Raw genomic sequence first — 19,371 nt, forward strand, 5'->3', positions numbered from 1 at the left:
CCACCCTCTCTGCGAGTTCATGGCCGCGCCTGTCATCGTGTCGAACCCGAACATGGCGGTATATGTTTTGTATTCCATATTGTCCTGATAGACCGCGTTGCCGTAAACTATTTCGCCTCTTGACGCACTGTACAGTTCGGCGTTCACCTGAACCGGCAGCGCGTATTCGTTATAGCCGAGCCCCCAGTACATCCCGTTTGAACCGCCCTTCATCCAGTACAGCAGGTCAATATTGGTGTATTTATTGTCGAATTTCGTGCTGCCGGGCTGGCCGGCTACAGCCGGGCCGGTCCAATAGGCGGTGCCGCGCAGTCTTCCGTTCTGCACGCGCAGTATGAATCTTTTGTAGCCGAGAAAACCCATGAACCTGTTGAGCTTGCCGATGACGTTGTTTTCCACATCCGCGCTGATGCCCAGCTTAAGCCCGGTTTTGTTGTGCCAGATGCTGCCTTCGTAGGTGGTGAGCGCTGTCGCGTCGAAATCCACGGAGAGATAATCTTCGTAGGAAACGAACTGGCCGGTTTTCCACTGGTTGTTCGGCACGATGCTGAAGCCAGCCAGCGTTTCAACGGACGGAGCTTTGTATTCGTCCGCCGGGTTCTGCCATAATGAAGCCTGCGCGGCGGAAGCGCCGGCCTGCTCCGGGGCCGTTACCGCCGGCTCGGGTTCTGCTGCCGCGGGTTGCTCCGGCCCGGCGGCAGGGGTTGTTTGACCGGGTGGGGTTTCCGCGGCTGGCTGTTGCGGTGCGGATTGTGTTACGGGTTCCGATATCCGCTGTCTGAGCTTTGTCCGGCCGGCTGTTTCTTCGGCTTTCAACAGCATGCCGGGACTGATTGAAACGAGTAATGCAACAGCCAGAAGCTTTTTCATCTTACCCTCCGTCCAGCTCATAATTTCATTATATCAAATATAGCCCGCTATAGCCCGCATCCATAGCCCGCATCCGGCTCATATGCGGGCGCGCGCGGAAACTGGTAAAATCAGGCATGGAAAACGCGGAATTGTTTTTGGTTCCCGGCACTTTTGAGGAAAAATTCGTCAGGAGCGCGGGGCACGGCGGGCAGAACGTCAATAAGGTGTCCACCGCGGTGCAGCTGCGTTTTTTCGCGGGCCGGGCGGGTTTTGCGCCGGCTGCGCTGGCGCGGCTTGGAAAACTGGCGGGCGCCAGGCTGACGGCTGAAGGCGATATCCTTATTGTCGCGGGCGAGTACCGCACCCAGCAGCAGAACAGGCTTGCCGCGCGCGCCCGCCTGCTTGACCTTATAGCCCGCGCCCTGCGCGTGCCCGTGCGGCGAAAGCCTACCCGGCCGACACGCGCGTCGAAAGCGCGCCGGCTCGACGCGAAAAAACGCCGCTCCGCCGTCAAGCAGTTGCGGCGCGGGAAAGATTTTTGAGGCGTTGTCAGTATTGTTTCGGATCGGCGATATCGCGGAACGCGTCGCCCAGCAGGTTCCAGCCCAGCACGAACAGGAAAATCGCGCCGCCCGGCACCGTGACCGTGTACCAGTAGGCGAACGGATTGCCGGCGGTTCCCAGAATCCAGTTGCGTGACATTGCGATGAGCTGCCCCCAGTCGGCATAGCCGACCGGAGAGCCCAGCCCCAGAAAACTCAGGGCGGCTGCGGTAAGCACCACCGCACCGGTGTCGAGGCTCGCCACAATCACCACCGGATAAATCGAGTTCGGCAGGATATGGCGGAAGAAAATCCTGCCGTGCCCCGCGCCCAGCGCTTTCGCGGCGGTCACGAAATCGCGCTGTTTTATGCTCATCACGTCCCCGCGCACGAGCCGCGCATAGGCGGGCCAGGAAACAGCCGCCAGCGCGATCATCACCTTATACAGTCCCGGCCCCAGCATCGCCACTATCACCACCGCCAGCACTATGGACGGAAACGACAGTACTATATCGGTTATCCGCATAAGCGCCTCGTCGGTTTTTCCGCCGGCGTAGCCTGCCAGCCCGCCCAGCAGTATCCCGATAAAAGCCGAAACCGCCACCACGCTTGCTCCCGTTTTAAACGCGGTGCGGCAGCCCCACACGATGCCGTGAAAAATATCGTACTGCTGTTCAGCCGTGCCGAAGATATGCTGTGCGGAGGGCGGCGCCGGTTCCGGCGAGTAGCCGGACTGTGGCATCAGATACGGGTCTGCTCCGCGTTCCGCCGGCGCGAGCAGTGGCGCGAACGCCGCGGTGAGTGTGAACAGCGCTATGATAGCCGCGCCGGCAAGCGAAACCTTGCTGGCTTTGATTTTGCGCCAGGTGCGCAGATTGAATATTTTGGCCGCCATGTTACCGGTACCTTATGCGCGGGTCGGCCCACGCATAGGCTATGTCAGCCAGCAGATTGCCCGTCACAAACAGCAGCGAGGTCATCAGCGCAAAGCCCAGCACGCCCGGTATGTCGAGCTGCTGCGCCGCCGTCACTCCCCAGCGGCCTATGCCGGGAAAAGCGAAAACTGTTTCTATGATCACCACTCCGCCCAGCAGTTTCACAAACTGAAGGCTGGCCACGGTGATTACCGGTATCAGCGCATTTTTGCCCGCGTGCACATATCGCACGCGCCATTCCGGCAGGCCTTTGGCGCGCGCCGTGCGGACATAATCCTTGCCCAGCTCCTCCAGCATCGATGACCGCATCACCCGGATCATCAGTGCCGCGCTTCCTATGCATAAAGCGAAAGCTGGCAGCACGAGATGTTTCAGCGCGTCCAGAAAAACCGTCATGTTCCGGTTTAACAGCGCGTCTATGGTCAGCAGTCCGGTATGGCGCGTGAAGCCGCCCGCGCTGATGAGATAATCGGTTTCCAGCGAATATCTGCCCGGCTCGAACCAGCCGAGCTTGCCGTAGAAAAACATCAGCAGCAGCAGCCCCAGCACGAAAATCGGCAGGGAATAGGAAGTGATTGAGCCGGCGCGTATGAGATGGTCGGCCCACCTGTCTTTTTTCACGGCCGACAAAGTGCCCAGCCAGATCCCCAGCAGCAGCACCGGCGCCATTGTGGCGACGGACAGCTCAAGCGTGGCCGGCAGGTACGCTTTTATCGCTTCGGTTACCGGCATGTTCGCGGTTTCCGAATAGCCCAGTTCGCCGCGCGCCAGCATTCCCAGCCAGCGCCCGTACTGCACCAGAACGGGATCGTTCAGCCCGCGCGTTTTGATTATTTCGGCAAGCGAGTCGAGCTGGCGCGGGTCTTTCACATAAAGCGACGCGCGCATCTCCGGCGACAGGAGCTGCGTAAGCGCAAACAGCAGCAGCGTGACACCCGCCACCACAAGCGGCAGCGCGGCCAGCCGCCGGAGAATGAACGCGCGCATAAACGGTTATTCCACCCGGTCCACGACAACCTGAAGCGCGACTTTCGCGCAGTCGGTCATCGCCCTGATATCAAGGTATTCCTCCAGGCTGTGCGCTTTTCCCATGCCGCACCCGATGTCCAGAGCCTTGATGCCGTGCCCGAAATAGACGTTGGAATCTGCTCCGCCGCCCGACGCAACCGGTTTTATCTTCACTCCCGCTTTCGCGCCCGCGGCGATTATGGTTTTGACGCAGGCATCCGTCGCCGGCACGTCAAGGTTCGGATATTCCCGCGTGATCTGCAGGTCCAGCTGCGCTTGATGCAGCTTGCCGCGCACCTTGAGCCGGGCGCGTTTGACGGCTTTTTCAAGACAGGCGCGCATGTGCTTCGTCTGCCTGTCGAGTTTTTTGATATTGTGGCTGCGCGCTTCCCCCAGCAGATGCACTTCGCCGGGCACGATGTTGCGGGCGTTGCCGCCGCTTATCACGCCGATATTGGCGGTGGTCTCAAAATCTATCCGGCCCAGTTTCATGGCGTGGATCGCTTCGGCCGCGACCTTGATCGCGCTGATGCCTTCCTCCGGCAGCATCCCGGCGTGCGCGGCGAGCCCTCTGATGGCCGCTTTCACCATGCAGGTGGACGGCGCTTTGACGGTGATGGTTTCCGGGGTTTCGCTGTCGAGCACGAGCCCCTCTTTGGCGGTCAGCAGCGAATAGTCGAGGTTTTTGGAGCCCAGCAGGCCGATTTCTTCCGACACGGTAAACGCGATTTCGAGCGGCGGGTGCGGCAGCCTGTTTTCCTTTAATACCCGCAGCACTTCCAGAATGGCGGTGATGCCGCTTTTGCAGTCCGCGCCGAGAATGGTGGTTCCGTCGGAGGTGACGGTCGTCCTGCCGATTTTCGGTTTCACCCCTTTGCCGGGTTTCACCGTGTCCATATGCGACGAAAGAAGAAACGCCGGTTTTTTGACTGTGCCGGGGAATCTGGCGATCAGGTTGCCGCAGTTGCCGCCGGTTTTTTTGTGGGCGTTATCGAAAACCGTTTTCGCGCCGAGTTTTTTCAGTTCTTTTTCCAGCCTGAGCGCGATGTTTTTTTCAGCCAGCGATTCCGAATCAATCTTCACCAGCTCCACAAAAGTGTCCAGCATCCGTTTCTCGTTGATTTTTGAGTGCATTGTGTTCCTCTCCTTTTGCCTGACCGCTTGCCTGACCGCGGTTTCCCGCAAATAAGCTACATCGTCTGAAGCACGCGGCCGGGTTTCGGTTTCTGCGGCGGAGTCTTCCCGCCCGCCGCTTTTTCCATCCGGTTCATCGCGCCCCAGACCGACAGCAGAAAATATGCCAGCATGGCCGCGCATAAACCCGCCCCCGCATATTTCGCGCAGGACAGTAAAAATTTTACTTTTTTTGCGGGCCTGCCGTTCATGTCCGTTCGCAGGGATGGCGCGGAACCGCCGCCAGCAGTGTTTTAGTGTAAGGATGCCGGGGCGCGCCGAGCAGCTGCGAGGCGGGGCCCGTTTCCACCGCGCGGCCCTCGTGCATGACCGTGATCCGGTCGCACAGGAACCGCATAACCGAAAGATCATGCGACACGAACAGGTAACTTAGCCCGAATTCCGCGCGCAGATCCTTCAGCAGATTCAAAATCTGCGCCTGGATGGAAACGTCAAGCGCGGAAACGCATTCGTCCGCCACTATCAGGCGGGGATTCAGCGCGAGCGCGCGGGCTACCCCGATCCGCTGACGCTGTCCGCCGGAAAACTCGTGCGGATACCGGTCCAGGAACGAAGCGCTCAGTCCCGTTTTGTCCATCAGCGCGATTACGGTTTCAAGACGTTGCGCGCGGTCGCCGGTGGAGTGTATCACGAGCGGTTCCTCTATCAGCTCGCGCACCGTCATGCGCGGGTCGAGGCTGGACTGGGGATCCTGAAAAATTATCTGCGCCTGTTTTCTGAACGCCTTGAGCGCGCCGCCCGACAGCGCCGTTATGTCGCGGCCGTCGAAAAAAACCGACCCGGAGTCCGCGTCTTCCAGCCTTAAAAGCAGTTTCGCCAGAGTCGTTTTCCCGCAGCCCGATTCGCCCGCTATGCCGTGCGCCTCACCGGGGTTGACCGTCAAAGAAACATCATCCACCGCGCGCACCTGCTTCACGCCGGAAAACGCGGTTTTCATGCGGTAGGTCCTGACGAGGTTTTTAGCCTCCAGCAGCGCGGTCACGGCGCGGCCTTCCCGCCGCTGTAGAGGTGGCAGGCGCAGGCGGAACCGTCTTCAAAAACCGTTTCGGCGGGCTGCACGGTTTTGCACGGCCAGAACGCCCGGGGACAGCGCGGCGAGAATACGCACCCGGAGATTTTTTCATAAGGCGCGGGCGGCGCGCCGGCAATCGCGCTCAGCCGGTCGGGGTTGCCTTTAAGCGACGGTAGGGACCGCAGCAGGCCCCTGGTATAGGGATGGCGCGGCGCGGCTAACAGCTCCGCGGTTTTCGCGCGTTCCATAACCCGGCCGCCGTACAGCACGGTCACGCGGTCGGCGTTTTCAGCCACGATGCCGAGATTGTGGGTGATGAGCAGGACGGCGGCTTTGTATTTCAGCCTGAGCCCGGCGAGCAGTTTCAGAATCTGGGCCTGAATGGTCACGTCAAGCGCGGTGGTCGGCTCGTCGGCTATCAGCAGGTCGGGGTTGCAGGCGAGCGCGCACGCGATCATCGCGCGCTGGCGCATTCCCCCGGAAAACTGGTGCGGATACTGGCCCGCGCGGTCGGCGGGGCTGTCTATTCCGGCGTCCGCCAGCAGTTCGATTGTCCGGCGGCGCGCTTCCTCCCGGTTTCTGGCGCGGTTGTGAACCAGCAGTGTTTCCTCGATTTGCGCGCCTACGGTGAACACCGGGTTGAGCGAGGTCATCGGATCCTGAAAAATCATGGCGATCCTGTCGCCGCGCAGCCGGCGCAGTTTCTCCGGCTCCAGAGCCAGCAGGTTTGTGCCGTTGTATTTTACCGTTCCGGCCACTATTTTCGCGGGCGGCGACTGAAGCAGCCCCATCACCGCCAGCGCCTGCACGGTTTTGCCGGAGCCCGATTCCCCCACCACCGCCATCGTTTCGCCCGGTTCCAGCGCGAGCGAAAAACCCTCCAGCGCGCGGTGCGCGCCGAGCTCCGTGCTGAAATCCACCGTAAGGCCGGTTATTTCAAGAAGCGCCATAGCTTGCGCAATGGAAAAAACCGGTCATGCCGGGTTTTTCCATCAGTAAGAAAGCTTGTCAGATGGCGGTGGTTACAAGGCTTTCGGTGCTGTCCACTCCGGGTATGGCGCGGATCTGGTGCACGACGCAGTTCGACATGGTCTGCAAATCCTCCGACTCCATATCCAGCACCAGATCCCATCTGCCGAATACGGCTGACACATGGGCCACATCCTTAACCGCTTTTATGCGTTTGAGCACTTCATTCTCTTTGCCGGGTTTAAGTTTTACAAGCACAAGACCGCTGATCATTTTAAGGCCTCCCGTTTGCGGCTATTTTGAGTCATTATACAAAATGCGGGAAAGCGAACAGCCCTGATTTATATTTAGTAAAATATCGGCATATATGCGAGCGCTGGTGCAAAGAGTGTCGGAAGCGAGCGTTACCCTGCCGGACGGCGAAACCCGTTGCGTGGGGCGCGGGCTGCTGGTGCTGCTCGGCGTCGGAGTGAACGACACGCCGGAGCAGGCCGTCTGGCTTGCCTCCAAAACGGCCAGACTGCGCATTTTCAGAAACGGGCTGGGGAAATTCGATCTGTCGGTTACGGATATAAAAGGCTCCGCGCTGGTAATTTCGCAATTCACTCTTTACGGCGATTGCGGCAAAGGCGCTCGCCCCGATTTTACCGCCGCCGCCCGGCCCGAAACGGCTGTTCCGCTTTATGAGCTATATGTTTCCGAACTGAAAAAATCCGGCATCGCCGTGCTTACCGGCGAGTTCGGCGCGGACATGAAGGTCGCGCTGGTCAACGACGGGCCGGTCACCGTGCTGCTGGAGAAGGAAAACGCTTAACTAATGGACAACTCCGGCCCGGGCGGAAACAAACGTCCCAAACGCCCTTTTGTGCCTGACCCCGCGGAACCCGGATATTTGCGGAGGGAAACCTCTCTGCCGCGCCAGCCCGGCTCCGCGGCGCGGCAGTCCGCTCCTGAACAAACCGTGCCGCCATCAGCCGGGCGGGAAGCGTTGCCCGCCGGTCCGCAGCCCGGCCCGGGCCTGCCGGAGGAAAAGGTTGTAAAAACTGAGACGGAGCCGGTTCCTCCGCAAGCGCAAGCCGCTGCCGAACTTCCGGTTCAGCAGGCCGCCGCGGAACAGGCCGTTCTGTTTTCCGGTCAGCCGGATCCCATGCCTGAGGGGCGTAATGACGGCGGCGCCGTTTCTCATTCCGCGCCGGAAAAAGCGGAGCCGGGCGAGCCGGCCCGGAAACCCGCCAAAAAGCGCAAAGCTGCCGCACGCAGACCCGCGGCGAAGAAGCCGCGCGCCGTTCGCAAACCGGTTTTTAAAAAAGCATCCGTTTCAGAAAATGCGCCGGTTGCGGTGCCTGCGCAAGCCGCAGCCGCGGAGCCTGCCGCCGGGAAGGTGCGCGCGGCCCGCAAACCGCGGAAATCGTACGCCGGGATATCGGCGGCGGAAAAACCCGCCCGGAAAAAGAGGCCGCCCGGAAAAGAGGCCGCGAAAAAGCCTGCGGTTAAAAAAACCGCGCTGAAAAAACCGGCGCGCCGCAAACCCGCTGTCCGCAAATCTGCCGGCGGCAAACCGGCGGGGCATAAACCGTTTCCCGCGCTGCGGGTTTTAAAATTTTTCAAATACGCCGCGCTGTATCTGCTGCTGGTGCCGTTTCTGTTCTTTTATCTCGGACGTCTGAAAAAGGCGCTGCTTACGACCGACCGCGCGGATTATCTGCGCTACGGGTATGTGAACATAGAAGCGGCCGCGCCCAACCCGTATACCCGGGACCGCTGGCAAACGGCGCCGCTTTACGCCGGCGTTTTCCACAACGACGCGCAGGTGACTTCCATAGGCGGCTTGAGGGACGTGCCTTTGCGGTACGATCCGGTAACCCGGACCTGGAAAGGCCGGTTCCCCATTCCGTGGAATCCGCCCCGCGGCCGGTATTCGCTGCGGCTGCTGAACGCCGGGCTGGAACCGGGGGACGAGCCGGTCCGCGAATTCACGATTTCAAAGCGCGTTCTGCCGCCTTTGAAAAAAGGCTTTTCGGCGGTTACGCTGGAATATTCCGGCCGCTACGCGGGGCTGACCATGAAATCCCCGTCCGGCGAAAAGAAGCCTGCGGCGGAAAGCCTCGCCGAATGGGCGGTCAGCCTCAAGGCCGACGCGCTATGGGTGCTGGTCGGCAAGACCACCGGCACCAAAGGCAGAATATGGGACACCGTGGATTTCGAGGCGATCCGCAATATCGGCGCGCAATGCCACAAGCGCGGCGTGAAGTTCGGAGTGTGGGAGATGAGCTATCTTGCCTTCCCCGACAAAGACTGGCTGCCTTACAAATGGGCGTACGATCTTGTTGACGGCAAAGTCACGCGCGTGCGCAGCATTTCGCTGCTGGATCCGAACCGGCCGGACGATATAGCCGACCTGCTGTCAAAATTCCGCGACATGCCGGAAGTGGATTTTCTCGGGCTGGACTATATAAGGAACGCGCTCGGCGGCTATGAGATGTGCGAGGAGTTCTATCGCGATATGTGGTGGATCGCAAAGCCCGCAGGCTGGGACCGTATGAACCGCGACCAGCGCATTGAAGCGTTCGCGCGCAAAAAAATAACGCGCGCGGACCGTAATCTGATAGAAGCCTGGGAATGGTGGCGCGCCGAACGGGTGGCCCAGATAGTGCATCACATCAAAACGCGGCTCGGCGACAGTAAACTGCTGTGGGCTTACACGCTCGGCTGGAACAAGGGCTGGCAGCACGGGCAGGACCCGGCAATGATAGTGGACGCCGGAGCCGATATTGACGCCGTAATGCTCTATGAGGCCGATGACGGTCAGTATGCGACCATGATGCGCGACTGGAGCGGCTATCTGGAAAAAGGGGACACCCGCCTCGTGGTCGGCGATATAGTGGACGCGCCCCTGCATCAGAAACGCGGCAGCCGGGAGTTCGCCCGCCGCCTCAACTGGGCCGGCGACGGGATTTACGGCCCCAAAGGAAACGCCGAAGGCCTGTTTATCCATGACCTGGGCCGCCTGCTTTACGGCCGCAAAGGCAATGAAACCACGCAGGACTGGGTCAGCGCCGCCCGTGACGCGGTCGTGCGGCATAAAAAGCTTTACGGCGGCGCTTCCGCCGCGGCTGGCACCGGCAACCCCTAATAAAGTATTATTGATGCTATGAAGACATGCGTTATGGCGGTTGCACTGCTGTTGTGCGCGCCAGCTTATGCCGGGGAGCAGAAGCTGCCCGTAACCGATGTCGTTTTTCCGGACGGGTTCCGCGTCCGGGCCGAGCTGGCCGTTACCGGAACGGAGCAGGAGCTGGGGCTTCAGTTCCGCACGGAACTGGCGAAAGACGCGGGCATGCTGTTTGTTGGCGGGTCGGAAACCCGGCGGATATTCTGGATGCTTAACACTGTTATTGCGCTGGATATGGTTTTTATCGGCGATGATCATGCCGTCACTCGCGTGCATGAGAATGTGCCTGCGGCGGATCTTTCCGTTTCGGTGCAAAACCCCGCCCGGCGCGCCGGTTTGGCGCGCTATGTGCTGGAAGTGCCCGCCGGAACAGCGAAGGCGCACGGCCTGAAAAAAGGCGACAAGCTGAAATTCGACCTGTCCGCGCTCAATTCCACAAAACCGGACACCGCCGCCAAATGACCTTTTTTTCTTTTCTCCCCCTTATCGTGCTGCTTGGCGGGAGCGCCGCGCTGGCGCAGGAGCCGCAGCGGGCGCAGGCGCCGGATTATTATCCCGAGCTGAAGCGGCATTTTTCCAGCCTGCTGGGCATCAATACGGCGCAGCCGAGGGGCAACGAACTGGAGGCGGCGCGTTACCTTTACGGCGTGCTTGACGACGAGCGCATTGACTGGGAAATTTACGAGTCCACACCCGGGCGCGCGGCGCTGGCCGCTTTTCTGCGCGCGCCGAAAAACACGGGCGGGAAACCGCTTTTGCTGCTGTCGCATCTTGACACTGTCGGAGCGGATGCGGAGCAGTGGCAGACCCCGCCCTTCACGCCGGTTGAGAAAAACGGCGAGATATACGCGCGCGGCGCGTCCGACTGCAAGGATCTTACCGCGATAAACCTGATGACGCTGGTCGCGCTCAAGCGCTCCGGCGCCGAGCTTTCGCGCGACGTTATCATGCTTGCCACGCCCGACGAGGAAGCGGGCTCCGGGTATGGCCTTGCGTGGCTGCTCGAAACCCGCTGGAAAGGCAAGCCGCCCGGCGGGTACGCCTTGAACGAGGGCGGCGGAGTTATCACCGACGAAGCCGGCAAGCCGCTTCTGGTGTTTGTCGAAACCGCGGGCAAGATGTATCTGGATCTCAGGCTTACGGCGGAAGGCACCGCAGGGCATTCCGCCCTGCCGCCGCGCTCCAATTCTATTTACTCGCTGGCCGCCGCGCTGGCGGCGGTGGAGAGGCTTAAACTGCCGGTCCGCGTAACGCCGACGGCGGAAAAATTCTTCCGGTCCATTTACGCCATTCAGGGGGCCGACGGCCGGACTACTTTCGATCTGTTTTTTTCCGGCGATTCCCGTAAGGCCGCCGCGGCGGCCGAAACAATCGCCTACGACCCGTTTTTCAATGCCCAGCTGCGCGACACCGTAACCCCTACCGTCGTGCGCGCCGGGCAGGACAACAATGCCGTGCCTGCTCAGGCGTGGGCGTTGCTCAACTGCCGTCTGCTTTACGATTCCGGCGTGGATGATTTCGTAGAGCAAATACGCAAAACTGTCGCGCCGTACGGAGTGACCGTGAGCGTGGTCGAAAGTCCGCGGCTGCCGTTTCCTGCGGCGATGACACAGGATGACGAGCTTTACCGGGCGATAACGGCTGTCGCCGGGACGCAGATGCCGGGCGTGGCGGTTGCCGGCGGAATGATTCCCGGCACCACCGATTCCGAATTTCTGCGCCGCGCCGGAGTGATAGCCTACGGGCTGGGCGCGCCGAAAAGCTACGGCGAGCTGGACGAGGCGCATGCGCCGGACGAAAAAATCCGGCTTGATTCGCTTTACCGGTATTTCGATTTCGTATACGGCGTGGCGCGCGAGTTCGCCGTTGTTTCCACCCAGCCGGCCAAGCCTGTTTCCGGCGCGGTAAAGCCCGCCGGCCAGCCTTCGCGCTAGGCGGGTGCCGGTTTTGGTGTGCATGCAATGAAAATAAATCCAGCCAACGCGTTCGCTTTGCCGCCCGCGCCGGAACTCGGCCGCGAAGATGAACTGTTTGTGCGGCGGACCGCCGCCCGGCTGCGGGCCAAAGGGTTGCGCCAGCCGGCGTTTCTGGCGGTGGAGAGTGCGCGTCCGCTGCATTTTCTGGGGTTTTCGGCGGCGCTGTTTCTGCGTCCGTTCGCCGAACTGGTTTACGGACCGGACCGGGCCGGCCGGTTTTTTCTTGTTTTCGAAAATCCCCGGGCGGCGGAGCTGCTGGCGCAGCTGCTGTCGGCGGATGACGCGCCGTCCGAAAATACGGGGGCGGGTGAACGCGATGCGGAATGACAGCGGGCCGGTTCCCGGCGTCATAATCGCGACCGACTGCGGCAGCACCACCACCAAAGCGATCCTGATCGAGAAAAAAGACGGCGTTTACCGCCAGACCTGCCGCGGCGAAGCGCCCACCACCGTGGAGGCCCCTTTTGAGGATGTGACCTGCGGAGTGCGCAACGCGCTGGCGGAACTGGAAACGCTGTCGGGCAGGACGCTGTTGCGCGGCGGAGAGCTGATCACGCCCGCAGCTGGCGGCGCGGGCGCGGATCTTTATGTTTCCACCAGCAGCGCGGGCGGCGGCTTGCAGATGCTGGTCGCGGGCGCGATACTGGAAATGACCGGCGAATCCGCCCGGCGCTGCGCGCTTGGCGCGGGCGCGATTGTGATGGACGTGCTGGCTTCAAACGACTGCCGTGCGCCGCATGAAAAAATCGAGTTTATCCGCCAGCTCCGGCCGGACATGATACTGCTGTCCGGCGGCACCGAAGGCGGCTCGGTTTCCCATGTGCTGGAACTGGCGCAATGCATAGCGGCGGCGGATCCCCTGCCGCGGCTCGGACGGGGCTATAAACTGCCGCTCGTGTTCGCTGGCAATAGCGACGCGCGGGAGCGCGTCGCCTCTATACTGGGCGAAAAAACGGCGTTTTACGAAGCGGACAATCTGCGCCCTTCGCCGGAGCGCGAGAACCTGGCTCCGGCGCGCCGGAAAATTCATGAAATTTTCCTTGAACATGTCATGCGGCAGGCGCCGGGCTACGCAAAACTCGCGGCAATGGCCCGCGGCGCCGTGCTGCCCACGCCGGCGGCGGCCGGCATTATGGTTGAAAGGTTCGCCCGCGCCCGGTCCGCCAATGTGCTTGCGGCGGATATCGGCGGCGCTACGACCGACGTGTTTTCGGTTTTCGGAGGCGTGTTTAACCGCACCGTGAGCGCGAACCTCGGCATGAGTTACTCCGCGGCGAACGTGCTTGCCGAGGCGGGCGCGGAGAAGATCACGCGCTGGCTGCCGTTTGAAATGGACGAATCCGACCTGCGCGACCGGCTGAAAAACAAGATGATCCGGCCCGCCACCATAGCCCAGACGATTGAAGACCTCATGATAGAGCACGCCGTCGCCCGCGAGGCTCTGCGGCTGGCTTTTGAACAGCATTGCCGGCTCGCGACGGAAATCAAGGGCGTTGGCCGTGAGCGCACTATTGCCGACGCCTTCGCGCAGTCCGCCGCCGGCGGGATTGTGGATCTTGTGAAGCTGGACTATATCATCGGGTCAGGCGGAATTCTGGCCCGCGCGCCGCGCCGCGCGCAGGCATTGCTTATGATGCTTGACGCTTTCCAGCCGGCTGGCGTGACCGCTCTGGCGGTTGATTCGGTTTTCATGATGCCCCAGCTTGGCGCGCTTGCCGGAGTCTGCGAGCGGGCCGCGCTGGATGTGTTTTATAACGACTGTCTTGTGCCGCTGGGCGTCTGCATCGCGCCGCTCGGTTCGGCGCCGGCCGGCGCGCCGTGCCTGGATTATGAAATGAAATTCCCCGGCGGCGAAACGCGCCGCGGCGCGGTTCCGGCCGGAGAGATCGGACTTGTGCCCTGCGCCGGCCCCGCTTGCGTTACCCTCCGGCCCGCCCGGCGGTTCGATCTGGGCGCGGGCATGGGCCGGCCGGTTTGCGTGGAGGCGGAGCGCGGGCAGGCCGGGTTTGTGCTGGACGGGCGCGGACGCCCTCTAGTTCTGGAAACCGAGCCGCCTGTCCGTCGCCGCCAGCTCAACCGCTGGTTCAGGGCTTTGGCGCTTTATCCGGAGCATGGCTGATGCCGGCCCGGTTCTGCGCTCCCTGCCTGAAAGCGATGCCGTGCGTGACGGTATCAAAAAAGCGGCTGCTGCCGTTGGACGGCGTGGTCGGTGTGAAAAAAGGCGACAGGGTGCGCGCCGGCGACACCGTAGCGTCGGCGGAACTGCCGGGCAAGGCGTATCTGGTGAACGTGGCGAACGCCATGGGCGTGGAGCCGGGCGCGCTTAAGGATGTGCTGGCCGTAAAGGCCGGCGATACTGTCGCGCAAGGCGCCGTGCTGGCGGAAAACAGGCCGTTTTTCAAATGGCTGAAAGCGACGGTTCGTTCGCCCGTGTCAGGAGTGGTTGAAAGCGTGTCGGAGATAACCGGACAGCTGCTGCTGCGCGAGCCGCCCCGGCCGCTTGAACTGACTGCTTTTATTGACGGGGAGGTGACCGAAGTTTTTGACGGGTGCGGCGCCACCGTATCCGCCCGGGCCAGTTACATTCAGGGTATTTTCGGCGTTGGCGGCGAGGCGTGCGGCGAACTGGTCGTGGCGGCGGGTTCGAGTGACGGGGAGCTTTTGTCGGAACAGTTGACCCCGGCTCACAAAGGGAAGATAGTGGTAGGCGGCGGTTACGCGGGCATAAAAACCATTCGGCGTGCGCGGCAGCTGGGCGTGGCGGGGCTGGTGGTTGGCGCGGTGCATGACAGGGACCTGTGCGAAATTCCGGGTTACGCTACCGGTTCTGCCGTTACCGGCATGGCCCGTGAGGAGTTTGTGATTGTCATAACCGAGGGGTTCGGGCGTTTTGCGATGGCGGATTACACTTTCCGCCTGCTTAAAGCGCGGCAGGGCGACAGGGGTTCGGTTTGCGGAGCGACTCAGATCCGCTGCGCCGCGGTGCGGCCTGAAATAATCATTCCCTGCGGCCCGCCGGGCCGGAGCGGGGAGGCTGTTCCGGAAACCGGCGCGGAGATCAGGGAAGGCGACACCGTGCGCATAGTCCGCGAACCGTATTTCGGCAAATCGGGCACGGTTGCGAAACTGCCGCGCGAGCTGGTGAAAATTGCCACCGAAAGCCGTGTGCGGGTGATGGAAGTGGTTCTGGAAAACGGCGAGGTTGTCACCGTCGCCCGTTCCAATGCGGAACTGGCGGAAAAATAAATTTTGAGGTTTGGCCCTGCGCTTTGGCGCAGGGCAGGGCGATGATGAAAAAGCTGTTTGTGTTTTCAGCGGTGATGCGGGGTTTTGCCTGCGCGGCGGCGTTTGCTTCCGCGCCGGCGCTATATCCGGTTGCGGGGCTTACCGCGCAAGACATGCCTTACGACGCGGGCGGCGTGGTGCTGCTCAAATGGAGGGCGATGCCTTACGACGGGCCTTTTGCCTCGTATCAGGTGCTGGTTTCAAGCTCCGCGCAGGGGCCGTGGATGAAGGCCGCCGCGTTCCGGTCCGATAAAAATTTCTCGGACGGGATAAAACTGCCGTTCTGGGCCTGGAGCGGCTCGAAAAACGCGCACGCGCTCAGGGTCGAGCTGAGCGGCCTGTTTCCGGTTTCTTCTTCCGGAGCCGCCGCGCCTGCGTCCCGGTTTGAAACGCGGTGCTACTGCAAGGTTGTTGCGACGGACGAATACGGCGCGCGTGCGGAAAGCGCGGCCGTGCCGGCGGTCGCACGCGCCAACTGGTTCAGCCTGCCGCGCCTGAACAATCTGGTTTACGCGCTGGGTTTGTGGGCGGTGTTTCTGTGGTTTATCATGCGCGCGCGGCGGAAGGACTATTTTCTGCGGCGTTTGCCCGGGCTGGACGCGCTCGACGGCGCGCTGGGCCGGGCCGCCGAAACGGGCCGTCCGGTTTATTATCTCACGGGGCGGCTTGATATCTCGTCAATGTCAACCATCGCGGCGGTGTCCATACTGGGCAATGTGGCGGAAAAAACGGCGGCATACGGGGCCGCGCTTAAAGTGCCGCATATTGACCCGCTGACGATGACCGTCTGTCAGGAGATAGTCCGCCAGTCCTATGCCAGCGCGGCGCGGCCCGACGCCTACCGCGACGACATGAATTTCTTTCTCAGTTCCGAGCAGTTCGCCTACACCGCCGCGGTTGACGGCATGATTGCGCGCGACCGGCCCGCCGCCTGCATCTACACCGGTTATTATTACGCCGAGTCGCTGCTGCTGGCGGAGGTGGGCGCGAGCGTGGGCGCGGTTCAGATCGCCGCGACCGACGCCGAGCACCAGCTGCCGTTTTTCTTCACCACCTGCGATTATACGCTTATGGGCGAGGAGCTGTATGCGGCCAGCGCGTACCTGTCGCGCGATCCGGTGCAGGTGGGTACTCTGCGGGGTCAGGACGCGGGCAAGGCGGCCGTGCTGGCCATTATCGCGCTGGGGCTGCTGGCGACCACGCTGGGCACGGTTTTCGGCTGGCGGGAATTGGTGCGGGTTGTAACCGATCCGGTTACGTCTTTTTGAGGATATGATGGATTTTATAAAAAAACGCCTTCCGCTTATCATCTGTTTCATAACGGGCACGCTGTGCTTCGCGCAGTATTATGTGCCGCACCCGGTTGCGCGGAGTTTTATGGAGAACGCGAACCGAACGGTTCTCATAATGGGTTTTTTCGCGTATCTGCTGGGACTTTACAGCATTGTCACGCCGCATCTGAAAAACATCCTGAGCCAGCGCGCCGGCTGGGGTTACAGCGCGGTTTTGTTCATCGGCCTTGCGATCGGCGCCGGCACCGGGCTGGCAAGCCGCGCGCAGGCGCTTTCGCCTGACGGCGCGCTTACCTGCTTCGGCTGGATGTACACCTATATGCTTTATCCGCTTCAGGGCACGATCTATTCCCTGCTCGGTTTTTACATAGTGTCCACGGCCTATCGGGCGTTCAGGATAAAAAACGGGCAGGCTTTTCTTCTGTTCGCGGCCGCCGCAGTGCTTGTTTTCGGGCGGGTTCCGCTGGGTCAGCTGATCTGGAATGACCTGCTGGGCTGGACGGGCCTGAGCATTCTGGAAATAGTGGAATGGGTGCTTAACGTGCCTGATGTGGCGGGCCGGCGCGGGATAATGATCGGTATTGCGCTGGGTGCGATCGCCACGTCGGTAAAAATCATAACTGGCGTCGAGAAAAAGTATCTGGGCGGAGATTGAGTTTTTTCAAGGAGTTTTCATGGACGGTTCGGTGATTTTGGGAGCGTGGCTGGCGGCGGGGCTTACCCTGTTCGTCTACAGTTTCCTGTATCGCGAAAACCCGCTTTTCAGGATAGCGGAGCATTTGTATCTGGGCATATCGGTCGGATACTATTTCAGCGTGATGCTGTTTAACGTGTGGGTTCCGAAAGTGCAGGAGCCGCTGCTGCTGGGCGATCTGACTCCGCTGGTGCCGGCGGTTCTGGGGCTTACGCTGCTGGCCCGGCTGAACCGGCGGCGCGCGTGGCTCAGCCGGTTCGGGTTCGCTTTTATAATGGGGTATGGGGCCGGGGTGGCGATCCCGGCGGTGCTTGCCACCATGCTGTTAAAGCAGCTGCAGGGCGCGCTGACGCCGCTTTTGCTGATCGGGCCGGGCGGCGGGCCGGACTGGTCGGGCGCGGCGCTGTGGCGCGCGTTTTCCCTGCTTGTCATGGCGGCGGGCACGGCGAGCGTTGTGTTTTATTTCTTTTTTTCGGCGGAACACAAGGGTCCGGTCGCCCGGCGGGTTCCGGCGGTCGGGATCTGTTTTCTGATGGTGTATCTGGGCGCGTCGTTCGGGGTTACCGTGATGTCGAGATTTTCGCTTTTGTACGGGCGGTTTTCCGACCTGTATGTTTACGGCGGGCGGAGCTACGGCTGCGCTACGTTTGCGCTGGCGGCCGCCGTGACCGGTTTTCTGGCGTATTATTACGGGCGCGGGAAAAAGGAACAGAACGGCTGATGAAACTGTTGAATCCGGATAAACGCGTCATCTGGCTTGTGTTCGGGCTGGTGCTTGCCGCGCCGATATTTCTGCCGGTGCGGTTGCCGCCGCTTGAAGTGTCGGATCCTGCGCGCGCGTTTTACCGGGAGCTGGAAGCCGTACCGCCGGGCGGAATAATCGCGCTTTCGATAGACTTCATACCCTCTTTCAATACCGAGCTGGAGCCTGCGGCTGACGCGGTCTGCCGGCACGCGTTCCGCCGCGGCGTGCGGGTGATAGGGCTGTCGCTGGTGGACGGGGCCGTCGGCACCGCCCAAATGGTAATCGAGCGCAACGCGCGCCGGTTTAACCGGGTATACGGCCGCGATTATGTGTATCTGGGCTGGCAGCCGAACGAAGCGTTTGTGATACAGGGCCTCGCTACGGGTTTCGCCAACGTGTTTCCGAAAGATTCGCATGGCACTCCGCTTGAGCGGCTGGAAATTTTCAACGGAGTCCGCACTCTTCACGATATCCCGCTTGTCGTGCAGGTCGGCGCGGGGTTTGACGGGTTCCCCCCGTGGCTGGCCTACGGAACCGATAAAACCGGCGGGAAACTGCTCATCGCCTGCAACGGCGGAGCAGAACTGTCATTGCGGCCCTATTATTCTTCAGGCCAGCTGGCGGGGCTTGCGCCGTCCGTTCGCGGCGGCGCGGAATACGAGCAGCTGCTGGGTTATTACGGCCCGGCCACCCGCGCGCTTAACGCGATCAGTCTGGGCCAGCTGTTTCTGCTGCTGTTGATGCTGCTGTCAAATTTTCTTTTCTGGCGTTCGAAAGGCTATCCTCTGCCTTTGCGCGCGCCGCGGTCAAAACCCCCGGACGGACCGGTGTGAGCATGATCACGCTTTTTAAGGACTCCTGTTTTGCTATACTGGTATAAACCATCTAATGTTTAGGGAGGCTTTGTCATGAACAAGAAAATCATCGCGGTTGTCTGCTGGCAATGGCGCAGACGGGCGTTTTTGCCTACTGGGGAATTGGCCTGAAAGCCGGCGCGGTTACCGCCAGCGATACGGATTTCCAGAAGGAAGTTGACTACTGGGCAAGCGCGTCTTCCAACTACAGCAGCGAACTTACAACCAATAACGGGTTTCTGGGCGCGGAACTGTTTTTTGAAACGGAAGGGCCGAGCAGGCTCGGAGTGTCGCTCGGGCTAAACTCGATTTCCGAGATCAAGCTGGAGGAATCCATTCCCAATTCCGCGGGCACTTTAAAGGCGAGCGCGCAGTCTTTCCCCATCACGGTTTACTGGAAACTTAAGGCCGAGGACAGTTCTTTCGCGTACCGGCTCGGAGGCGGCGCGGATATCATGAGCGCGTGCACCAATATGGCTACTTCCGGTTCCGCCAGCAGCAATATCAATACCGATTTCAAGCAGACCAAACTGGTGCCGCATCTTGACGCCGGCGCGGAATGGTATATTTCGAAACGGTTTGCTCTGGGCGTGAATATTGCCTATCTGTTCGGCGCCAGGTTCGACAAGATGAAAGGCACCGTGAGCGGGTCCGATTCGCAGCTGTATACGGTTCCGCAACCGGTGGGCCGCCAGATTGTGGCCTCCTCCTCCCAGCCTTCCGGCAGCGATAATTACAGCCAGGATTATACCGGCGTGCGCGGCGAGCTGGCGCTGCGTTATTATTTCGGCGGCAATTAAAAAAGTAAATTCGCGCTAACGAAAAACCCCCCGCCTGTTTC

At 61.1% G+C, this 19,371-nt stretch carries 22 protein-coding genes; 13 read left to right on the plus strand and 9 right to left on the minus strand.

The window, feature by feature from the left end:
* Nucleotides 1-870 (minus strand): hypothetical protein (locus PHW69_00400; protein MDD4003647.1); only part of this gene is annotated, 870 nt, incomplete at its 3' end.
* A 116-nt stretch (nt 871-986) separates the two neighbouring features.
* Here PHW69_00400 and arfB point away from each other — a divergent pair.
* On the plus strand, nt 987-1,394 hold the full coding sequence (gene arfB, locus PHW69_00405) for an alternative ribosome rescue aminoacyl-tRNA hydrolase ArfB (protein MDD4003648.1): 408 nt from the start codon (nt 987-989) through the stop codon (nt 1,392-1,394).
* Between the two features lie 7 nt (nt 1,395-1,401).
* On the opposite strand, the gene PHW69_00410 is transcribed toward arfB, so the two are convergent.
* From PHW69_00410 to PHW69_00440, 7 genes are read right to left on the minus strand one after another with little or no spacing between them, the layout of a single operon-like run.
* Nucleotides 1,402-2,289, minus strand: a complete 888-nt coding sequence (locus tag PHW69_00410) for an ABC transporter permease (protein ID MDD4003649.1) — start codon at nt 2,287-2,289, stop codon at nt 1,402-1,404.
* A gap of 1 nt (nt 2,290) precedes the next feature.
* Entirely contained in the window at nt 2,291-3,316 is a 1,026-nt protein-coding gene (locus PHW69_00415; GenBank protein ID MDD4003650.1) for an ABC transporter permease, read from the minus strand.
* A gap of 6 nt (nt 3,317-3,322) precedes the next feature.
* Nucleotides 3,323-4,471, minus strand: a complete 1,149-nt coding sequence (locus PHW69_00420) for a M20/M25/M40 family metallo-hydrolase (protein ID MDD4003651.1) — start codon at nt 4,469-4,471, stop codon at nt 3,323-3,325.
* A 56-nt stretch (nt 4,472-4,527) separates the two neighbouring features.
* Nucleotides 4,528-4,722: a hypothetical protein gene (locus tag PHW69_00425; protein ID MDD4003652.1), complete on the minus strand. Its 195-nt coding sequence runs from the start codon at nt 4,720-4,722 to the stop codon at nt 4,528-4,530.
* A complete protein-coding gene (locus tag PHW69_00430) occupies nt 4,719-5,513 on the minus strand; it encodes an ATP-binding cassette domain-containing protein (GenBank protein MDD4003653.1) in 795 nt (264 codons plus the stop codon). The genes PHW69_00425 and PHW69_00430 overlap by 4 nt, the downstream gene beginning before the upstream one ends.
* Nucleotides 5,510-6,493, minus strand: coding sequence for an ABC transporter ATP-binding protein (locus tag PHW69_00435; GenBank protein MDD4003654.1), 984 nt, complete (start codon nt 6,491-6,493; stop codon nt 5,510-5,512). The genes PHW69_00430 and PHW69_00435 overlap by 4 nt, the downstream gene beginning before the upstream one ends.
* A gap of 58 nt (nt 6,494-6,551) precedes the next feature.
* Nucleotides 6,552-6,785 carry an Lrp/AsnC ligand binding domain-containing protein gene (locus PHW69_00440; GenBank protein ID MDD4003655.1) on the minus strand — a complete coding sequence of 78 codons (234 nt, stop codon included), beginning with the start codon at nt 6,783-6,785 and terminating at the stop codon, nt 6,552-6,554.
* 106 nt (nt 6,786-6,891) lie between these two features.
* On the opposite strand from PHW69_00440, the gene dtd reads away from it, so the two are divergent.
* Nucleotides 6,892-7,326 carry a D-aminoacyl-tRNA deacylase gene (dtd, locus tag PHW69_00445; GenBank protein MDD4003656.1) on the plus strand — a complete coding sequence of 145 codons (435 nt, stop codon included), beginning with the start codon at nt 6,892-6,894 and terminating at the stop codon, nt 7,324-7,326.
* Nucleotides 7,327-7,482: 156 nt separating this feature from the next.
* Here the strand turns inward: dtd and PHW69_00450 are convergent, their stop codons facing one another.
* A complete protein-coding gene (locus PHW69_00450) occupies nt 7,483-7,698 on the minus strand; it encodes a hypothetical protein (GenBank protein MDD4003657.1) in 216 nt (71 codons plus the stop codon).
* A 153-nt stretch (nt 7,699-7,851) separates the two neighbouring features.
* Between PHW69_00450 and PHW69_00455 the strand changes: the two genes are divergently transcribed.
* The 11 genes from PHW69_00455 to PHW69_00505 all read left to right on the plus strand — a co-directional run bounded on the left by PHW69_00455 (nt 7,852) and on the right by PHW69_00505 (nt 19,330).
* A complete protein-coding gene (locus PHW69_00455; GenBank protein MDD4003658.1) occupies nt 7,852-9,645 on the plus strand; it encodes a hypothetical protein in 1,794 nt (597 codons plus the stop codon).
* An 18-nt stretch (nt 9,646-9,663) separates the two neighbouring features.
* The gene (locus PHW69_00460; protein ID MDD4003659.1) at nt 9,664-10,146 is read left to right on the plus strand and encodes a DUF192 domain-containing protein; all 483 of its coding nucleotides are present in this window, start codon (nt 9,664-9,666) and stop codon (nt 10,144-10,146) included.
* The gene (locus PHW69_00465; GenBank protein MDD4003660.1) at nt 10,143-11,618 is read left to right on the plus strand and encodes a M20/M25/M40 family metallo-hydrolase; all 1,476 of its coding nucleotides are present in this window, start codon (nt 10,143-10,145) and stop codon (nt 11,616-11,618) included. The genes PHW69_00460 and PHW69_00465 overlap by 4 nt, the downstream gene beginning before the upstream one ends.
* Nucleotides 11,619-11,645: 27 nt before the next feature.
* Nucleotides 11,646-11,987: a hypothetical protein gene (locus PHW69_00470; protein MDD4003661.1), complete on the plus strand. Its 342-nt coding sequence runs from the start codon at nt 11,646-11,648 to the stop codon at nt 11,985-11,987.
* Nucleotides 11,977-13,779 carry a glutamate mutase L gene (locus PHW69_00475; GenBank protein ID MDD4003662.1) on the plus strand — a complete coding sequence of 601 codons (1,803 nt, stop codon included), beginning with the start codon at nt 11,977-11,979 and terminating at the stop codon, nt 13,777-13,779. Before PHW69_00470 ends, PHW69_00475 begins: the two co-directional genes overlap by 11 nt.
* Entirely contained in the window at nt 13,779-14,906 is a 1,128-nt protein-coding gene (locus PHW69_00480; GenBank protein MDD4003663.1) for a hypothetical protein, read from the plus strand. The genes PHW69_00475 and PHW69_00480 overlap by 1 nt, the downstream gene beginning before the upstream one ends.
* 44 nt (nt 14,907-14,950) lie before the next feature.
* Nucleotides 14,951-16,213, plus strand: coding sequence for a hypothetical protein (locus tag PHW69_00485; GenBank protein MDD4003664.1), 1,263 nt, complete (start codon nt 14,951-14,953; stop codon nt 16,211-16,213).
* Nucleotides 16,214-16,220: 7 nt separating this feature from the next.
* A complete protein-coding gene (locus tag PHW69_00490) occupies nt 16,221-16,892 on the plus strand; it encodes a hypothetical protein (GenBank protein MDD4003665.1) in 672 nt (223 codons plus the stop codon).
* Nucleotides 16,893-16,911: 19 nt separating this feature from the next.
* Complete coding sequence (locus tag PHW69_00495) at nt 16,912-17,652, plus strand: hypothetical protein (protein MDD4003666.1); 741 nt, start codon at nt 16,912-16,914, stop codon at nt 17,650-17,652.
* On the plus strand, nt 17,652-18,509 hold the full coding sequence (locus PHW69_00500) for a hypothetical protein (GenBank protein ID MDD4003667.1): 858 nt from the start codon (nt 17,652-17,654) through the stop codon (nt 18,507-18,509). The genes PHW69_00495 and PHW69_00500 overlap by 1 nt, the downstream gene beginning before the upstream one ends.
* A gap of 110 nt (nt 18,510-18,619) precedes the next feature.
* Complete coding sequence (locus PHW69_00505; protein MDD4003668.1) at nt 18,620-19,330, plus strand: hypothetical protein; 711 nt, start codon at nt 18,620-18,622, stop codon at nt 19,328-19,330.
* Nucleotides 19,331-19,371 lie beyond the last annotated feature (41 nt).

The organism is Elusimicrobiaceae bacterium, assembly GCA_028700325.1.
Lineage (GTDB): Bacteria > Elusimicrobiota > Elusimicrobia > Elusimicrobiales > Elusimicrobiaceae > JAQVSV01.